The 18,049-nt window shown below is 70.4% G+C and carries 18 protein-coding genes, 1 tRNA gene and 1 pseudogene; 11 read left to right on the top strand and 9 right to left on the bottom strand.

Features of this window, described 5'->3' with window-relative positions; genetic code table 11:
* Positions 1–77, bottom strand: a pseudogene (locus A5700_RS26165) (HAD family hydrolase); the annotation flags it as partial.
* Positions 78–206: 129 nt separating this feature from the next.
* Between A5700_RS26165 and A5700_RS17610 the strand changes: the two are divergent.
* From A5700_RS17610 to A5700_RS17600, 3 genes are read left to right on the top strand one after another with little or no spacing between them, the layout of a single operon-like run.
* A complete protein-coding gene (locus A5700_RS17610) occupies positions 207–914 on the top strand; it encodes an HAD-IA family hydrolase (RefSeq protein ID WP_082960356.1) in 708 nt (235 codons plus the stop codon).
* Entirely contained in the window at positions 907–1,401 is a 495-nt protein-coding gene (locus A5700_RS17605) for a low molecular weight protein-tyrosine-phosphatase (protein WP_068066481.1), read from the top strand. The genes A5700_RS17610 and A5700_RS17605 overlap by 8 nt, the downstream gene beginning before the upstream one ends.
* The gene (locus A5700_RS17600; RefSeq protein ID WP_068066484.1) at positions 1,401–2,273 is read left to right on the top strand and encodes an SURF1 family protein; all 873 of its coding nucleotides are present in this window, start codon (positions 1,401–1,403) and stop codon (positions 2,271–2,273) included. Before A5700_RS17605 ends, A5700_RS17600 begins: the two co-directional genes overlap by 1 nt.
* Here the strand turns inward: A5700_RS17600 and A5700_RS17595 are convergent.
* Together A5700_RS17595 and A5700_RS17590 are read right to left on the bottom strand one after the other, a co-directional pair.
* Positions 2,255–3,211: a cobalamin biosynthesis protein gene (locus A5700_RS17595; RefSeq protein WP_082960355.1), complete on the bottom strand. Its 957-nt coding sequence runs from the start codon at positions 3,209–3,211 to the stop codon at positions 2,255–2,257. The genes A5700_RS17600 and A5700_RS17595 overlap by 19 nt on opposite strands.
* 27 nt (positions 3,212–3,238) lie before the next feature.
* The gene (locus A5700_RS17590; protein ID WP_068066490.1) at positions 3,239–3,436 is read right to left on the bottom strand and encodes a hypothetical protein; all 198 of its coding nucleotides are present in this window, start codon (positions 3,434–3,436) and stop codon (positions 3,239–3,241) included.
* 106 nt (positions 3,437–3,542) lie between these two features.
* On the opposite strand from A5700_RS17590, the gene A5700_RS17585 reads away from it, so the two are divergent.
* Positions 3,543–3,938 (top strand): VOC family protein, encoded by a 396-nt coding sequence (locus A5700_RS17585; protein ID WP_068066493.1) that lies wholly within the window; start codon positions 3,543–3,545, stop codon positions 3,936–3,938.
* A gap of 6 nt (positions 3,939–3,944) precedes the next feature.
* Here the strand turns inward: A5700_RS17585 and A5700_RS17580 are convergent, their stop codons facing one another.
* The 5 genes from A5700_RS17580 to A5700_RS17560 all read right to left on the bottom strand — a co-directional run bounded on the left by A5700_RS17580 (position 3,945) and on the right by A5700_RS17560 (position 6,828).
* Positions 3,945–5,069: an epoxide hydrolase family protein gene (locus tag A5700_RS17580; protein WP_068066590.1), complete on the bottom strand. Its 1,125-nt coding sequence runs from the start codon at positions 5,067–5,069 to the stop codon at positions 3,945–3,947.
* A gap of 80 nt (positions 5,070–5,149) precedes the next feature.
* Positions 5,150–5,224, bottom strand: a tRNA-Val gene (locus A5700_RS17575).
* 49 nt (positions 5,225–5,273) lie between these two features.
* On the bottom strand, positions 5,274–5,735 hold the full coding sequence (locus A5700_RS17570; RefSeq protein ID WP_068066496.1) for a peroxiredoxin: 462 nt from the start codon (positions 5,733–5,735) through the stop codon (positions 5,274–5,276).
* A complete protein-coding gene (locus A5700_RS17565; RefSeq protein ID WP_068204898.1) occupies positions 5,735–6,157 on the bottom strand; it encodes a DUF3052 domain-containing protein in 423 nt (140 codons plus the stop codon). Before A5700_RS17565 ends, A5700_RS17570 begins: the two co-directional genes overlap by 1 nt.
* Positions 6,158–6,240: 83 nt before the next feature.
* Entirely contained in the window at positions 6,241–6,828 is a 588-nt protein-coding gene (locus A5700_RS17560; RefSeq protein WP_068066501.1) for a hypothetical protein, read from the bottom strand.
* A gap of 188 nt (positions 6,829–7,016) precedes the next feature.
* Here A5700_RS17560 and aceE point away from each other — a divergent pair, with 188 nt between their 5' ends.
* The 7 genes from aceE (at position 7,017) to A5700_RS17525 (ending at position 16,791) form a co-directional block, all read left to right on the top strand.
* On the top strand, positions 7,017–9,809 hold the full coding sequence (gene aceE / locus A5700_RS17555; protein WP_068066504.1) for a pyruvate dehydrogenase (acetyl-transferring), homodimeric type: 2,793 nt from the start codon (positions 7,017–7,019) through the stop codon (positions 9,807–9,809).
* 128 nt (positions 9,810–9,937) lie between these two features.
* Positions 9,938–11,269 (top strand): CdaR family transcriptional regulator, encoded by a 1,332-nt coding sequence (locus A5700_RS17550; protein WP_068066507.1) that lies wholly within the window; start codon positions 9,938–9,940, stop codon positions 11,267–11,269.
* Between the two features lie 143 nt (positions 11,270–11,412).
* Positions 11,413–12,324 carry an ACP S-malonyltransferase gene (locus A5700_RS17545; protein ID WP_068066510.1) on the top strand — a complete coding sequence of 304 codons (912 nt, stop codon included), beginning with the start codon at positions 11,413–11,415 and terminating at the stop codon, positions 12,322–12,324.
* Between the two features lie 76 nt (positions 12,325–12,400).
* On the top strand, positions 12,401–12,745 hold the full coding sequence (acpM, locus tag A5700_RS17540; RefSeq protein WP_068066514.1) for a meromycolate extension acyl carrier protein AcpM: 345 nt from the start codon (positions 12,401–12,403) through the stop codon (positions 12,743–12,745).
* The gene (kasA, locus tag A5700_RS17535) at positions 12,742–13,992 is read left to right on the top strand and encodes a 3-oxoacyl-ACP synthase KasA (protein WP_068066517.1); all 1,251 of its coding nucleotides are present in this window, start codon (positions 12,742–12,744) and stop codon (positions 13,990–13,992) included. The genes acpM and kasA overlap by 4 nt, the downstream gene beginning before the upstream one ends.
* Before the next feature lie 81 nt (positions 13,993–14,073).
* The gene (gene kasB / locus A5700_RS17530; RefSeq protein ID WP_068066520.1) at positions 14,074–15,327 is read left to right on the top strand and encodes a 3-oxoacyl-ACP synthase KasB; all 1,254 of its coding nucleotides are present in this window, start codon (positions 14,074–14,076) and stop codon (positions 15,325–15,327) included.
* Positions 15,328–15,369: 42 nt separating this feature from the next.
* Entirely contained in the window at positions 15,370–16,791 is a 1,422-nt protein-coding gene (locus A5700_RS17525) for an acyl-CoA carboxylase subunit beta (protein ID WP_068066523.1), read from the top strand.
* 137 nt (positions 16,792–16,928) lie between these two features.
* On the opposite strand, the gene A5700_RS17520 is transcribed toward A5700_RS17525, so the two are convergent.
* Positions 16,929–18,049, bottom strand: a 1,121-nt coding sequence (locus A5700_RS17520; protein WP_068204895.1) for a glycerol-3-phosphate dehydrogenase/oxidase, incomplete at its 5' end; no start/stop codon positions are given.

Here is an 18,049-nt window from a genome sequence, read left to right as displayed (position 1 = left end):
AAGTGGGCGAGGATGCGGCGGGCCGTCGGCTCCAGCTTGGACGTGGCGACCGCGAGCCGGACGCCGGCGGCGCGCAGCAAATGCCGGGAGCGTTTACTGGCGTGTCGGTCGCCGGGCGGCGGGCGGGGTCCCGCGCGCGCCCGGCGGTGCCGTCGGCGCTGCCCGGTTGGATGCCCCGTCGAACGCCCGATCAACGCGTGTCGGCGATGGTCGACAATGGTGGGGTGACACACGCCAACCCGGCGGCAACCCCGCCGGAGACCGACGCGCGCCCCGGCGCGGGCCTGGTGATCTTCGACCTCGACGGCACGCTGACCGATTCGGCGGAGGGGATCGTGGCCAGCTTCCTGCACGCGCTCGACCACGTGGGCGCCCCGGCGCCCGACGGCGACATCGTCGCGCAGATCGTCGGGCCGCCGATGGACGACACATTCCGGTCCCTGGGTCTCGACGACGCCGAGGCGGCCATCGCGGCGTTTCGCGCCGAATACGGCAGCCGCGGCTGGGCGATGAACACGGTGTTCGACGGGATCGAGGCGCTGCTGACCGACCTGCGCGCCGCCGGCGTCCGGCTCGCGGTCGCCACGTCCAAGCTGGAGCCGACGGCCCGCCGCATCCTCGCCCACTTCGGCCTCGACCGGCATTTCGAGGTGATCGCCGGCGCCAGCCCCGACGGTTCGCGCAAAACCAAGGTCGAGGTGCTGGCGCACGCCCTGGCGCAGCTGCGCCCGCTGCCCGAGCGCGTCCTGATGGTCGGTGACCGCAGCCACGACGTCCACGGCGCCGCCGCGCACGGCATCGACACCGTGGTGGTCGGCTGGGGCTACGGCCGGGCCGACTTTCCCGACGGTGCCGACGAGGGTGCGACGCACGCCGCGACCATCGACGACCTGCGGAGGGCGCTGGGTGTCTGAGCCGAACCTGCACGTCACCTTCGTGTGCACCGGCAACATCTGCCGGTCGGTGATGGCCGAGAAGATGTTCGGCGACCAGCTGCGCCGGCGCGGGCTGGGCGACGCGGTGCGGGTCAGCAGCGCGGGCACCGGGCACTGGCACGTCGGCGAGGGCGCCGACCGCCGCGCCGCGGGCGTCCTGAGGGCGCACGGCTACTCGACGGAGCACCGCGCGGCCCAGGTCGACGACGAGCATCTGGGCGCCGACCTGGTGGTGGCGCTGGACCGCAATCACGCCCGCATGTTGCGCCAGTGGGGCGTGGACGACGGCCGGGTCCGGATGCTGCGGTCGTTCGACCCGCGCAGCAGCGCCCACACCCCGGACGTCGACGACCCGTACTACGGCGACGTCGACGACTTCGAACGCGTCTACAGCGTCATCGAGGCCGCGCTGCCCGGCCTGCACGACTGGGTCGACCAGCGGCTGGCGCAGAACGGATCGCCCTGATGCCGGGGGCGCGCCGGGGCCTGGCCTTCCTGCTGCGGCCGGGCTGGATCGCGCTGGCGCTGGTGGTCATCGCCTTCGCGTACCTGTGCTTCACCGTGCTCGCGCCGTGGCAGCTCGGCAAGCACAACCGGACGTCGCGGGAGAACCACCAGATTGAGACCTCCCTCAACACGGCGCCGGTCCCGTTGAATCAGCTTCTGCCACACCAGGATTCGAGCGCTCCGGACGCGCAGTGGCGGCGGGTGACGGCCACCGGGCACTACCTGCCCGACGTGCAGGTGCTGGCCCGCCTGCGGGTGATCCGGGGCGACCAGGCCTTCGAGGTGCTGGCGCCGTTCGCGGTCGACGGCGGGCCGACGGTCCTGGTCGACCGCGGCTACGTGCGGCCCGAACCGGGCTCCCACCCGCCGCTCATCGCCCGTCCGCCGCAGGGCACCGTGACCATCACGGCCCGCCTCCGCGACTCCGAGCCCGTCCCGCCGGGCAAGGAACCGTTCTCCCGGGACGGTTTCGAGCAGGTGTACGCCATCAACACCGGGCAGGTCGCGACCCTGACGAAGGTCCCGCTCGCCGGGTCGTATCTGCAACTGGTCGACGACCAACCCGGCGGCCTCGGCGTCGTCGACGTGCCGCACCTGGACGCCGGGCCGTTCCTGTCCTACGGCATCCAGTGGATCTCGTTCGGCATCCTCGCGCCGATCGGCTTGGGTTACTTCGCCTATTCCGAGCTGCGGGTACGCCGGCAGGAGCGGCAGCGGGCCGCCGCCTCCGAGCAACCCCCGGCCGCCGCCTCTGCGGACGCGGCGCCCTCCGCGCCCGCGCCGCCGACGGTCGAGGCCAAACTCGCCGACCGCTACGGCCGCCGGCGCTGACCCCGCCGCGGCCAGGCGCCGGCGATGCCGGCCGCCGCGCCCGCCTGCACCAGCTTCGACAGCGCCACCGCGCGGCGCAGGTCGGCGATGGTCGGCTCCCTGCCGTCACCCAACGTCGGCCGGATCTGCAGCTCGTGGCGGTACTGCGTCGGCCCGCCGAGGCGCACGCCCAACGCGCCGGCGAACGCCGCCTCGACCACGCCGGCGTTCGGGCTCGGGTGCCGCGCGGCGTCGCGGCGCCACGCCCGCACCGCGCCCCGGGCCGACCCGCCGACCAGCGGCGCGCACAGCATTACCAGCGCCGCCGTCACCCGGGCCGCCAGGTAATTGGCGACGTCGTCCAATCGCGCGGCGGCCCAACCGAATTGCAGGTAGCGCGGTGAGCGGTAGCCGATCATTGAGTCGAGGGTGTTGACGGCCCGGTAGGTCAACGCCCCGGGCGCACCGCCCGCGGCCGCCCAGAGCAACGGCGCCACCTGGGCGTCCGAGGTGTTCTCTGCGATCGACTCCAGCGACGCCCGCACCAGGCCCGCGGTGTCCAGCGACGCCGGGTCGCGTCCGCACAGCGATGGCAGCAGCGCCCGCGCCCCCGCGATGTCGCCGCGCTGCAGCAGCTCGCTCATCGCCAATCCCGTTCGGCCGAGCGACGTTCCGCCGAGGCTCACCCAGGTGGCCGCGGCGGTGACCGCGATCGACGGCGCCCGGCCGCGGCGGTCGGCGGTGTGCTGCAGCGCCACGCCCAGCAGCCCGACCGCCCCGACCAGCACGCCGACGTGCACCGCGCCCGCGGCCCGGTCGTCGCGGTAGGTGACACCCTCGAGTGCCGCGGCGGCACGGCCGTAGACCGCGACCGGGTGGCCGCGTCGGGGATCGGCGAACGCCAGGTCGGCCAGGTAGCCGATCAGCACGCCGGCGATCCGGCTCCGCCTCCCCACCAGGGCAGCGTCTCACACCGGCCGCGCCGGTCAGGGCACCGCCAAGATCACGACGGCGACGAGGACCAGCAGCGCGGCGGCCACCAGCGACGCCAAGAGCGCCAGCAGCCACCGCGGCCCGGCCGCGCGGGTGGTGCCCGGACTGGCCGAGGGCGCCAGGCCCCACTTACCGCGCAGCAGGTTGGGGGGGTCGGGCGGGGGCGGAGTCGCCCCGTTTCCATAACTCATCTGGCGCCGGGTGCCCGCTCGCGGCGGGATCTAACGCCGTTGACCCGATCCCCGGTACTCGCGCGCGGCCGGTCCGGCGAATCGCCCCGCGATTAGAGTCGGCCACATGCCCTTTCCAGCGCTCAACCACGTCGCGGTCACGGTCCGCGACCTCGCGATCAGCGGACCCTGGTACCGCGCACTGTTCGGCGCCGACCCCATTCTCGACGAGCACACTGACGCCGGATTCCACCACCTGGTGTGGCTGCTCGACGGCGGCACCGTGTTCGGCATCCACCAGCACGACGACCGCGCGCCGGACGAGCCCTTCGACGAGCGCCGAGTGGGATTGGACCACGTCGGTTTCGGGTGTGCGGCCCGTGCGGACCTGGAGGACTGGGTCACGCGGTTGAACGCTGTGGGCGTGGCGCACGGGGGCATCGTCGACGCCCCCTACGGCTCTGGGCTGAGCTTCCGCGATCCCGATGGCATCGCCCTGGAGTTCTTCGCGCCGCCCGGCTGAGCCCGCTCAGCGAACGGTGGCGAAGAAGGCCCGGACGTCCTCGACGAACAGGTCCGGCTGCTCGAAGGCGGCGAAGTGGCCGCCACGCGGCATGTCGGTCCAGCGGGTGATGTTGTACACCGGCTCACACCAGCTGCGCGGCGACTTGACCAGCTCGTGCGGGAAAGCGGCGATGCCGGTGGGTAATTCGACCCCGTCGAACTGGCCCCAGGAGCGGAAGCTCTCCCAGTACAGCCGGGCCGACGAGGCGCCGCTGCCGGTGACCCAGTAGAGCATCACGTTGTCGAGCATCTCGTCGCGGGTGAGCGCGTTCTCGGGATGACCGTCGCAGTCCGTCCAGGCCCAAAACTTCTCGACGATCCAGGCCAGCTGCCCCACCGGCGAGTCGACCAGCCCGTAGCCCAGGGTCTGCGGCCGGGTGGACTGCTGCTTGGAGTAGCCGGTGCCCCATTCCCGGTGCTCGGCCATCGCGGCCAACGCGCGTTGCTCGACCGGGCTCGGGTTTTTCAGCGCCTCCTTGGTGGGCCGCCCGATGGGCATGTTGAGGTGGATGCCCGCGCAGTGGCCGCCATTCTGCCCGATCTGGGTGGTCACGGCGGCGCCCCAGTCGCCGCCCTGGGCGCCGTATCGGTCGTAGCCCAGGCCCAGCATCAAGGTCTCCCACGCCGCGGCGATCTTCCCGACCCCCCACCCGGTGCTGGTCGGCTTGCCGGAGAAGCCGTAGCCGGGCAGCGACGGGCACACCACGTGGAAGGCGTCCTCAGCGCGTCCGCCGAAGGCGGTGGGATTGGTCAGCGGCTCGATCACCTTATGGAACTCGACGATCGAGCCGGGCCAGCCGTGGGTGATCACCACCGGGAACGCGTCGGCGTGCGGCGACCGTTGGTGGATGAAATGGAGTTCCAGGCCGTCGATTTCGGTGGTGAATTGGTCGAAGCGGTTGAGGGCTGCTTCCCGGGAACGCCAGTCGTAGCCGTCGGCCCAATAGCCGGCCAGCTCGCGGGTGTAGCCCAGCGGTATGCCTTGGCTCCAGTCGTCCACGCATTCGGCCTCCGGCCAGCGGGTGCGCGCGAGCCGCGAGCGCAGGTCGTCGAGAACGTCGTCGGGTACGTCGATGCGAAACGGTTTCACGCGTTCATCGTGCCCCCGGCCGCCGCGGCCGCGCCGGCTGCCCCGCTGCGCGGCCACCCGGCGGCGCGCCGGGAGACGGATGGTGGGCGCGGACGGTATCGAACCGCCGACCGCTGGTGTGTAAAACCAGAGCTCTACCACTGAGCTACGCGCCCCATGCCCGCCGGGCAGGCTACACGCCCAACGCCCTAGTACCCAAAACTTTCAGCCCCGCAAGGCCGCCAGCGCGTCGGTCCACAGCCGCCGGTCGCGGGACTCGCCGGGCTGCTTGCACTCGGCGAACCGGATGATGCCGGCGCGGTCGACGACGAAGGTGCCCCGGTTCGAGTAGCCGGCGTCGTCGTTGAACACGCCGTAGCTCTGGCTGACCGCCCCATGCGGCCAGAAGTCCGACAGCACGGGGAAGGTGAACCCGCTCTCCAGCGACCAGATCCGGTGCGTGGGCGGCGGCCCCACCGAGATGGCCAGCGTCGCGGTGTCGTCGTTCTCGAACTCGGGCAGGTGGTCGCGCACCGCGTCCAGCTCCCCCTGGCAGATGCCGGTGAAGGCGAGCGGGAAGAACACCAGCAGCACGTTCTTGGCGTCGCGGAAGGAGCTCAGGGTGACGCGCTGCTGATTCTGGTCGCGCAAGGTGAAATCGGGTGCCGTCGTGCCGACCGGCAGCATCAACGCTTCCCGGCCCGGGATTTCGGCTGCACCAGCCGGCTGGCGCTCCAGTCGCCCAGGTTGACCGAGGAGGTGGGCATCAGGCCGGCGGTCGGCGCGGCCTCGGCGATCTCGGCCGGCAGCACGTGGCCCGGCTTGCCGGTCTTGGGGGTCAACACCCAGATGACGCCGTCTTCGGCCAGCGCGCTGATCGCGTCCATCAGGGTGTCCACCAGGTCGCCGTCACCGTCGCGCCACCACAACAGGACCACGTCGACGACCTCGTCGGTGTCCTCGTCGAGCAACTCCGAACCGCACGTGTCCTCGACGTCAGCGCGGATCTCGTCGTCGGTGTCTTCGTCCCAACCCCACTCCTGGACAACGTGGTCTCGTTGGATGCCCAGTTTGCGAGCGTAGCTCGGGGCGTGATCCGCCGCGACCACCGTGGAGCCTCCTTAAACATCCGCGCGCTGTGCGATGGGGTTTATCGTCGCACAGCCGCAAGCCGTTCCACACTTCCGCCTCATCAGGTTGCCAGGCAGAGCTTCACCGCGTTCGTCTTGGTGTCGTTGAGCTGGTGGACCCGTTTGTTGAATTCCGCGATGCCCGCGTGGGTTCCGATGGCGTTGGCGACGCCGTGCGCGGCGTCCATGTAGGCGTTGAACGCGTCCTTGATCTGCTGGGACAGCGCGTCGTTGAAGCTTTTCGCGACCGCGGAGGCGCTGTTGTTCAGCGCGTCGATCGCGGGGCCCTCGGTGGGCCCGGTGTTGCGGCCGTCGTTGAACGCCCGCACGTACTCGTTGACCTTGTCGATCGCTTCCTTGCTGGTGGAAAGCATCGACACGCACGACGTGCGCACCGCCTTGGTGGTCAGCGACTGCTGCCGCTGGGACTCGTGGACGCTGGACGTCGCGATCGAAGCGGATACCGACGCGGACACCGACTGCCGGTAGGCGGGCGCCAGCTTGGTGTCGGGGGCGGCCGTGCCGCCGGTGACGGCGGTGCAGCCCACGATCCCCATCAGCGTCACCGCGAGGCAGCCGACGGCCAGGGCACCTCGCCGGGGCACTCCTCCCGCCCGCGGGCGCCGGACGCCGCGCCAACCGATGACCACGCGTCCTGACGTTACCGGGTGAGCGAGGTCAACGGGCCCGCTACTCGCCGAGTTGACCGCGACGGGTGAACTCCTCGCGGCTAGGAAGGCGTCGGATACGCGCCGGATACGCGGGTGCGGCACGATGGTGGGGCGGGCCGCTTGCGAGGCCCGCAGGCACGAATCCCGCCGACTACAGGAGTAGGGCGTTGACAACAGAATTCGCGCGCCACGATCTGGCCACCACCTCCGGCACCACCGGCGAACCGGACCGCGTTCGGGTAATCCGCGAGGGCGTGGCGTCCTACTTGCCCGACATCGACCCGGAAGAGACGTCGGAGTGGCTCGAGTCGTTCGACGAGCTGCTGGAACGCTCCGGCCCGTCGCGGGCGCGGTACCTGATGCTGCGGCTGCTGGAACGCGCCGGTGAGCAGCGGGTCGCCCTGCCGTCGCTGACGTCCACCGATTACGTCAACACCATTCCGACGGAGCTGGAGCCGTGGTTCCCCGGCGACGAAGACGTCGAGCGGCGGTACCGGGCGTGGATTCGGTGGAACGCGGCGATCATGGTGCACCGCGCGCAGCGCCCCGGAGTCGGTGTGGGCGGCCACATTTCGACCTATGCCTCGTCGGCGGCGCTGTACGAGGTCGGCTTCAACCACTTCTTCCGCGGCAAGTCGCACCCCGGCGGCGGCGACCAGGTGTTCATCCAGGGCCACGCGTCGCCGGGCATCTACGCGCGCGCCTTTCTGGAGGGCCGGCTGACCGCGGAGCGGCTGGACGGCTTCCGCCAGGAGCACAGCCACGCCGCCGGCGGCCTGCCGTCCTACCCGCACCCGCGGCTGATGCCCGACTTCTGGGAGTTCCCCACCGTGTCGATGGGCCTGGGCCCGCTCAACGCCATCTACCAGGCGCGCTTCAACCACTACCTGCACGACCGCGGCATCAAGGACACCTCCGACCAGCACGTGTGGTGCTTCCTGGGTGACGGCGAGATGGACGAGCCGGAGAGCCGCGGCCTGGCGCACGTCGCGGCGCTGGAGGGCCTGGACAACCTGACGTTCGTGGTGAACTGCAACCTGCAGCGCCTCGACGGCCCGGTCCGCGGCAACGGCAAGATCATCCAGGAGCTGGAGTCGTTCTTCCGCGGCGCCGGCTGGAACGTCATCAAGGTGGTGTGGGGCCGCGAATGGGACGCCCTGCTGCACGCCGACCGCGACGGCGCGCTGGTAAACCTGATGAACACCACTCCCGACGGCGACTACCAGACGTACAAGGCCAACGACGGGGCCTACGTGCGCGACCACTTCTTCGGCCGCGACCCCCGCACCAAGGCGTTGGTGGACAACATGTCCGACGCTGAGATCTGGAACCTCAAGCGCGGCGGCCACGACTACCGCAAGGTCTACGCCGCCTACCGCGCCGCCGTCGACCACCACGGCCAGCCCACGGTGATTCTGGCCAAGACCATCAAGGGCTACTCACTGGGCGCCCACTTCCAGGGACGCAACGCGACCCACCAGATGAAAAAGCTTGCGCTGCAAGACCTCAAGGACTTCCGCGACGCCATCCGCATTCCGATCAGCGACGCCCAGCTCGAGGAGGACCCGTACCTGCCGCCGTACTACCACCCCGGCCCGGACGCCCCGGAGATCCGGTACATGCTCGACCGCCGCCGCACGCTGGGCGGCTTCGTGCCCGAACGCCGGACCAAGGCGCGGGCGCTCAAGCTGCCGGCCCGCGATACCTATGCGGCGCTGAAGAAGGGGTCGGGACACCAAGAGGTCGCCACCACCATGGCGACGGTCCGCACCTTCAAGGAGGTGTTGCGCGACAAGGAAATCGGCCCACGAATCGTGCCGATCATTCCCGACGAGGCCCGGACCTTCGGCATGGACTCGTGGTTCCCGTCGCTGAAGATCTACAACCGCAACGGCCAGCTGTACACCGCCGTCGACGCCGAGCTGATGCTGGCCTATAAGGAAAGCGAAGTCGGGCAGATCCTGCACGAGGGCATCAACGAGGCCGGCTCGGTCGGCTCGTTCATCGCGGCGGGCACCTCCTACGCCACGCACAACGAGCCGATGATCCCGATCTACATCTTCTATTCGATGTTCGGGTTCCAGCGCACCGGTGACGGCCTGTGGGCGGCCGCGGACCAGATGACGCGCGGCTTCCTGCTCGGCGCCACCGCGGGCCGCACGACCCTGACCGGTGAGGGCCTGCAGCACGCCGACGGCCACTCGCTGCTGCTGGCCAGCACCAATCCGGCGGTCGTCGCCTACGACCCGGCCTTCGCCTTCGAGATCGCCTACATCGTCGAGAGCGGGCTGGCGCGCATGTTCGGGGACAACCCGGAGGACGTGTACTTCTACCTGACCGTCTACAACGAGCCGTACGTGCAGCCGGCCGAGCCCGAGAATTTCGACCCCGAGGGGCTGCTGCGCGGCATCTACCGGTATCGGGCCGCCACCGAGCAACGCGCCAGCACGGCGCAACTGCTGGCGTCCGGGGTGGCGATGCCCGCCGCCCTCAAGGCCGCCGACATGCTGGCCGCGGAGTGGGACGTCGCCGCGGACGTGTGGTCGGTCACCAGTTGGGGCGAGCTGAACCGCGACGGCGTGGCCGTGGAGAAGGCGAAGCTGCGCCACCCCGACCGCCCGGCCGGCACCGCCTACGTGACGCAGGCCCTGGCCAAGACGAGCGGCCCGGTCGTCGCCGTGTCGGACTGGATGCGCGCCGTCCCTGAGCTGATCCGGCCGTGGGTGCCCGGCACCTACCTCACCCTGGGCACCGACGGCTTCGGCTTCTCCGACACCCGGCCCGCCGCGCGGCGCTATTTCAACACCGACGCCGAGTCGCAGGTGGTCGCGGTGCTCGAGGCGCTGGCGCGCGACGGCGAGATCGACCCCTCGGTCCCGGTCGCCGCGGCCCGCCAGTACAAGATCGACGACGTGCTGGCCGCTCCGCAGCAGACGTCGGATCCGGGCCCGGGAGCCTGAGCGGCGTCCATCGCCCAGCGTGAAGCCAGTTTCACGTTCGTCGCCCAGCGTGAAAGCACCTTCACGCTCGGCCTCCGACGCACCCCAGCTTGGCGGAACTCTCCAGAAAAGGCGCGTACCTTTTAGGAGTGAATGACAACCCGTTCGCCGGTCCCTTCGCGAAGCAGCCGCGCTCGCCGCTCGAGCTGCTGGATACGGTCCCCGACTCGGTGCTGCGGCGGTTGAAGCAGTACTCCGGTCGGTTGGCCACCGAGGCGGTCACCGTCATGCAGGACCGGTTGCCGTTCTTCGCCGAGCTGGAGGCCTCCCAGCGCGCCAGCATGGCGCTCGTGGTGCAGACGGCCATCAACAACTTCGCCGAGTGGATGCAGGACCCACACAGCAACGTCAGCCACACCGCGCAGGCCTTCGAGCTGGTGCCTCAGGACCTGGCCCGGCGCATCGCCCTGCGCCACAGCGTCGACATGGCCCGCGTGACCATGGACTTCTTCGAGGAGGTCGTGCCGCTGCTGGCCCGCTCCGAGGACCAGCTCACGGCGCTGACGGTCGGCATCCTCAAGTACAGCCGCGACCTGGCCTTCACGGCCGCCACCGCCTACGCGAACGCCGCCGAGGCGCGCGGCACCTGGGACAGCCGAATGGAGGCCAGCGTCGTCGACGCGGTGGTCCGCGGCGACACCGGACCGGAGTTGCTGTCCCGCGCCGCGGCCCTGAACTGGGACACCACCGCGCCGGCCACGGTGGTGGTCGGCATCCCGGCGCCCGGACCCGACGGCCCCGCCGTGCAGGGCAGCGACATCGCGGACCAGCGGGCCAGCCAGCACGTCCGCGACGTCGCCGCCCGCCACGGTCGCGCCGCGTTGACCGATGTGCACGGCACCTGGCTGGTCGCCATCGTGTCCGGCCAGCTGCCACCGACGGACAAGTTCCTCGGAGAGCTGCTGCAAGCCTTCTCCGACGGCCCCGTCGTCATCGGCCCCACCGCGCCCATGCTGACCGCCGCTTATCACAGCGCCAGCGAGGCGATCTCCGGGATGAACGCCGTCGCCGGGTGGCGCGGGGCGCCGCGGCCGGTGCTGGCCCGTGAGCTGCTGCCCGAACGGGCCCTGATGGGCGACGCGTCGGCGATCGTCGCGCTGCACACCGACGTGATGGGCCCCTTGGCCGACGCCGGGCCGACCCTGGTCGAGACTCTGGACGCCTTCTTAGACTCTGGCGGCGCGATTGAGGCCTGTGCCAGGAAGTTGTTCGTTCATCCAAACACCGTGCGCTACCGGCTCAAGCGGATCACCGACTTCACCGGGCGTGATCCCATGCAACCCCGCGACGCGTACGTGCTGCGCGTCGCCGCGACGGTGGGCCAGCTGAACTACCCAACGCCCCCGCTGGGAACTCTTAACAACGCCCGACCCGCGGCGTCGCTGCCGGTCAGAGGGCCTGTCCTGGGTAAATCGGGCTGACAGTGATTTACCCGACAGGTCGCGGCGCGGTATCAAACACGTAGCTTACGGAGCGGTTTTGTAGGGAGTGCACAAAAACCTAAGACCAGGTTCATAATCTGTTACACCCGCCAAAACCGTTTCCACAGTGTTCTCTTAGACACGTGATCGCATTTCTCGCGCCCGGACAGGGTTCACAGACCGAGGGGATGCTCTCGCCGTGGCTTGACCTGGCGGGGGCGCAGGACCAGCTGGAGATCTGGTCGAAGGCCAGCGGCCTCGACTTGGTCCGGCTCGGCACCACCGCCTCGACGGAGGAGATTACCGATACCGCCGTCACCCAGCCCCTGGTGGTCGCGGCCACGCTACTGGCCCACCAGGAGCTGACCAAGCGCGGCCTGCTCGCCGACACCGAACTCGTCGTCGCGGGGCACTCCGTCGGTGAGATCGCGGCCTACGCGATCGCCGGCGTGCTGGCCGCCGACGACGCCGTGGCGCTGGCCGCCACCCGCGGCGCGGAGATGGCCAAGGCCTGCGCCATCGAGCCCACCGGCATGTCGGCCGTGCTCGGCGGTGACGAGGCCGAGGTGCTGGCTCGGCTCGAGCAGCTCGACCTGTTCCCGGCCAACCGCAACGCCGTCGGCCAGATCGTCGCCGCCGGCCCCCTGACGGCGCTGGAGAAGCTCGCCGAGGACCCGCCGGCCAAGGCGCGAGTGCGCGCCCTGGGCGTCGCCGGCGCCTTCCACACCAAGTACATGGCCCCGGCCCTGGACCGCTACGCCGCCGCGGCGGCCGCCGTCCAGACCGCCGAGCCCACCGCCACGCTGCTGTCGAACCGCGACGGGAAGCCCGTCACCTCGGCGGCCGCGGCCATGGAGGCGCTGGTCGCCCAGCTCACCCAGCCGGTGCGCTGGGACCTGTGCACCGCGACGCTGCGCGATCTCCAGATCACGGCGGCCGTGGAGTTCCCGCCCGCGGGCACGCTCACCGGCATCGCCAAACGCGAACTTCGGGGGATCACGGCTCGCGCCGTCAAGTCGCCCGCGGACCTGGACGAGTTGGCCGGCCTGTCATAGCCGGCTCTCGCCAGGACAACCACAGATGCAACGTCAATCCGATTTGCACACAACACATTACGAAGGGAAATAGGCTGTGGCCGTCACTCAGGAAGAAATCATCGCCGGTATTGCCGAGATCATCGAAGAGGTAACCGGCATTGAGCCCTCCGAGGTCACCCCGGAGAAGTCGTTCGTCGACGACCTGGACATCGACTCGCTGTCGATGGTGGAGATCGCCGTGCAGACCGAGGACAAGTACGGCGTCAAGATCCCGGACGAGGACCTGGCCGGCCTGCGCACCGTCGGTGACGTGGTGTCCTACATCCAGAAGCTCGAGGAAGAGAACCCCGAGGCTGCCGAGGCGCTGCGCGCCAAGCTGGAGACGGACAACCCCGAGGCCGTCGCCAACGTCAAGTCCAGGCTGGAAGCGGACAAGTGACCAAGCCTTCCACTGCTAACGGCGGTTACCCCAATGTTGTGGTAACCGCTGTCGCGGCAACGACGTCGATCGCGCCGGACATCGAGAGCACGTGGAAGGGTTTGCTGGCCGGGGAAAGCGGCATCCACGTTCTCGAAGACGAGTTCATCACCAAGTGGGAGCTGCCGGTGCAGATCGGCGGCCACCTCAAGGAGCCGATCGACGAGCACATGGGCCGGCTCGACCTGCGACGCATGTCGTACGTCCAGCGCCTGGCCAAATATCTCAGCACCCAGCTGTGGGAGTCCGCCGGGGCCCCGGACGTCGACCCCGACCGGTTCTCGGTCGTGGTGGGCACCGGGCTCGGCGGCGCCGAGCGGATCGTGGAGAGCTACGACCTGATGAACGAGGGCGGCCCCCGCAAGGTGTCGCCGCTCGCCGTTCAGATGATCATGCCCAACGGCGCCGCGGCGGTCGTGGGCCTGCAACTGGGCGCCCGCGCCGGGGTGATCACTCCGGTGTCGGCGTGCTCGTCCGGCTCGGAGGCGATCGCGCACGCGTGGCGCCAAATCGCCATGGGTGACGCCGATTTCGCCGTCTGCGGCGGTGTCGAGGGTCCGATCGAGGCGCTGCCCATCGCGGCGTTCTCGATGATGCGGGCGATGTCCACCCGCAACGACGAGCCCGAGCGCGCGTCGCGGCCGTTCGATAAGGACCGCGACGGCTTCGTGTTCGGTGAAGCCGGTGCGCTGATGATCATCGAGACCGAAGAGCACGCCAAGGCTCGCGGCGCCAAGCCGCTGGCCCGGCTGATGGGTGCGGGTATCACCTCGGACGCGTTCCACATGGTGGCACCGGCCGCGGACGGCGTGCGCGCCGGCCGCGCGATGACCCGCTCGCTCGAGTTGGCGGGGTTGTCGCCCAAGGACGTCGACCACATCAACGCCCACGGCACGGCGACGCCGATCGGTGACACCGCCGAGGCCAACGCCATCCGGGTTGCCGGATGTCAGGACGCCGCGGTCTACGCACCGAAGTCCGCACTGGGGCACTCGATCGGTGCGGTCGGGGCGCTGGAGTCGGTCCTCACGGTGCTGAGCCTGCGGGACGGCGTCATCCCCCCGACGCTGAACTACGAGACCCCCGATCCCGAGATCGACCTGGATGTGGTTGCGGGCGAACCTCGCTACGGCGATTTCCGTTACGCAATCAACAACTCGTTCGGGTTCGGAGGCCACAACGTGGCGCTCGCCTTCGGGCGCTACTGAGAGCACGACGTCCGGCGGCGCCGCGGGCCGTACGACCCGAGGAGTCGCCGGACAAGTTTGGAAGGAACGTTCGCAAGACCCATGACTGAGCTGGTTACCGGGAAAGCCTTCCCGAACGTGGTCGTCACCGCTGTTGCCATGACGACCGCGCTGGCCACCGACGCCGAGGACACCTGGAAGTTGTTGCTCGACGGCGAGAGCGGTATCCGGGTGCTCGACGACCCGTTCGTCGAGGAGTTCAAGCTCCCGGTCCGCATCGGCGGCCACCTGTTGGAGGAATTCGACAGCCAACTCACCCGGATCGAGCTGCGCCGCACGGGCTACCTGCAACGGATGTCGACCGTCTTGGGTCGGCGGGTGTGGGAGAACGCCGGCTCACCCGAGGTTGACCCGGACCGGCTGCTGGTGTCGATCGGCACCGGCCTGGGCTCCTCGGAGGAGATGGTCTTCAGCTACGACGACATGCGTCAGCGTGGCCTCAAGGCCGTCTCGCCGCTCGGGGTGCAGAAGTACATGCCCAACGGCGCCGCGGCGGCCGTGGGTCTGGAACGGCAGGCGAAAGCCGGTGTGATCACTCCGATTTCGGCATGCGCGTCCGGCTCCGAGGGCGTGGCTCAGGCGTGGCGCAACATCGTCTTCGGCGAGGCCGACATCGCGATCTGCGGTGGGGTTGAGACGAAGATCGAGGCGGTGCCGATCGCGGCGTTCTCGCAGATGCGCATCGTCATGTCGACGAAGAACGACGACCCGGCGGGCGCATGCCGCCCGTTCGACCGGGACCGCACCGGCTTCGTGTTCGGCGAGGCCGGCGCGCTCATGGTGATCGAGACCGAGGAGCACGCCAAGGCCCGCGGGGCCAACATTTTGGCGCGGGTGATGGGCGCCGGCATCACGTCCGACGGCTACCACATGGTGGCGCCCGACCCCGACGGCGAGCGGGCGGGGCATGCGATCACGCGCGCCATCCAGCTCGCCGGCCTGACGCCCGGCGACATCGACCACGTCAACGCCCACGCGACGGGCACGGTGGTGGGCGACCTGGCCGAGAGCCGGGCCATCAACAAGGCGATGGGCGGCCACAAGCCGGCCGTCTACGCCCCCAAGGCCGCACTCGGCCACTCCGTCGGCGCGGTCGGCGCGGTCGAGTCGATCCTCACCGTGCTGGCGCTGCGCGACCAGGTGGTGCCGCCCACGCTGAACCTGGAGAACCTCGACCCCGAGATCGACCTGGACGTGGTGGCGGGCAAGCCCCGCCCCGGCAACTACGACTACGCGATCAACAACTCGTTCGGCTTCGGCGGCCACAACGTGTCGCTCGTGTTCGGCAAGTACTGACCCCAGATCCGAAGAGCAACACCGGAATATCAGGAGACTGCGATGACTATCACGGCCCCCGAGGCGGTTGGCGAGTCGCTCGACCCCCGCGACCCGCTGTTGCGCCTGAGCAATTTCTTCGACGAGGGCAGCGTCGAGCTCCTGCACGAGCGTGACCGGTCCGGCGTGCTGTCGGCCGCGGGGACCGTCAACGGCGTGCGCACCATCGCCTTCTGCACCGACGGAACGGTGATGGGCGGCGCGATGGGCGTCGAGGGCTGCGCGCACATCGTCAACGCCTACGACACCGCCATCGAGGAGCAGAGCCCGATCGTGGGCATCTGGCACTCCGGCGGGGCCCGGCTGGCCGAGGGCGTCAAGGCGCTGCACGCGGTCGGTCTGGTGTTCGAGGCCATGATCCGCGCGTCGGGCTACATCCCGCAGATCTCGGTGGTCGTCGGTTTCGCCGCCGGTGGGGCCGCCTACGGGCCGGCGCTGACCGACGTCATCGTCATGGCGCCGGACAGCCGCGTGTTCGTCACCGGCCCCGACGTGGTGCGCAGCGTCACCGGCGAGAACGTCGACATGGCCTCGCTCGGGGGCCCGGAGACCCACCACAAGAAGTCGGGTGTGTGCCACATCGTGGCCGACGACGAACTCGACGCCTACGCGCGTGGCCGCCGGCTGGTCGGATTGTTCTGCCAGCAGGGGCATTTCGACCGGAGCAAGGCCGAGGCCGGCGACACCGACATTCGGGCGCTACTGCCCGAGTCCGCCCGCCGCGCCTACGACGTGCACCCGATCGTCACCGCGATCCTCGACGCCGAGACGCCGTTCGAGGAGTTCCAGGCCAAGTGGGCACCGTCCATGGTGGTCGGGCTGGGCCGGCTGTCGGGCCGCACGGTGGGCGTGCTGGCCAACAACCCGCTGCGCCTCGGCGGCTGCCTGAACTCCGAAAGCGCCGAGAAGGCAGCGCGATTCGTGCGCCTGTGCGACGCGTTCGGCATCCCGCTGGTGGTCATCGTCGACGTGCCGGGGTACCTGCCCGGCGTCGACCAGGAATGGGGCGGCGTCGTCCGTCGCGGCGCCAAGCTGCTGCATGCTTTCGGTGAGGCCACCGTGCCGCGCGTCACGCTCGTCACCCGAAAGATCTACGGCGGGGCCTACATCGCGATGAACTCCCGCTCGCTGAACGCCACGAAGGTGTTCGCGTGGCCGGACGCCGAGGTAGCCGTCATGGGCGCCAAGGCCGCCGTCGGCATCCTGCACAAGCGCAAGCTGGCGGCCGCGCCGGACCACGAGCGCGAAGCGCTGCACGACGAGCTGGCCGCCGAGCACGAGCGGATCGCCGGCGGGGTGGACAGCGCCATCGAGATCGGCGTGGTGGACGAGAAAATCGACCCGTCGCACACCCGCAGCAAGCTGTCCGAGGCGCTGGCCCAGGCCCCGGCGCGCCGCGGTCGGCACAAGAACATCCCGCTGTAACCGCGACGCGTCCTCCCCCGCGCCCCGCGCGCCGGGGCACGCGCCCGCCCCTCTCCGCCCGCGAGCGTAAGCGCACTGCGAAAAATCGCCTCTAAAATCGCAGCGCGCTTACGCTCGCGGCGCTCAAGGTTCGGGACTCAACGAGCGGGCTGGTTCAAGAACTCCTGCGCGACGCCGAGTACGCGCTCGCGGTCGGCCTCGACCAACCCGATCCGGGTGCGGCGGTCGACGATGTCGGAGGCGTCCAACGCGCCCTCGTGGCTCACGGCGTAGGCGAATTCGGCTCTGGTGACGTCGATTCCGTCGGCCACCGGCTCCCCCGGCCGCGCGCACCCGGCGGCGGCCAGCACCCGGGGCGCCTCGGCGCCGTAACGCTGCACCAGTGACGGCGGCACGGCGGTGTCCGGCGTGGCCGACGGACCGGGATTGCGCGGCGCGCCGATCAGCGGGAGGTCCCGGGTGCGGCACCTGCCGGCCCGCAGGCCGCGGGCGCGCACGGCGTGGTTCAGCACATCCTCCGCCATGTAGCGGTACTCGGTGAGCTTGCCGCCGATCACGCTGATCACGCCGGACGCCGATTCGACGACGGCGTGCTCGCGGGACACATCGGCGGTGCGGCCCTCGCCCGTGTCGATCAGCGGGCGCAGCCCCGCGTAGGCGCCGATGACGTCGGCGGTGCTCAGGGCGCTGCCCAGCGCCGTGTTCACCGTGTCGAGCAGGAAGGCGACCTCCTGCGCCGACGGTTCCGGCACGTCCGGGATCGGCCCGGGCGCGGCCTCGTCGGTCAGCCCGAGATAGACCCGGCCCAGTTGCTCGGGCATGGCGAACACGAACCGGTTCAGCTCGCCGGGAATCGGAATGGTAAGCGCCGCAGTCGGATTGCCGAAGGTGGCGGCGTCGAACACGAGGTGGGTGCCGCGGCTGGGCCGCAGCCGCAGGGCCTCGTCGATCTCGGCCGCCCACACGCCGGCCGCGTTGATGACCGCACCGGCCGTCACGTCGAACGACTCCTGAGTCCGGCCATCGGTCAACCGCACGGAGGTGCCGGTGGCCTGCGACGCCGACACGTGCGTCAGGATGCGAGCGCCGTGCTGGGCCGCCGTGCGGGCGACCGCCACCACCAGGCGCGCGTCGTCGACCAGTTGCCCGTCGTAGGCCAGGAATCCCCCGTCCAGGCCGGCGCGCGTGACGGTGGGCGCCAGCTCCGCGACCCGGCGCGCCGAGATCCGTCGCGACCGCGGCAACACCGACGACGGGG

It is taken from the genome of Mycobacterium sp. E1214 (genome assembly GCF_001666755.1).
Lineage (GTDB): Bacteria > Actinomycetota > Actinomycetes > Mycobacteriales > Mycobacteriaceae > Mycobacterium.
The sequence above is the reverse complement of the archived record's forward strand: the minus strand, read 5'-3'. Positions and strand labels throughout refer to the sequence as shown.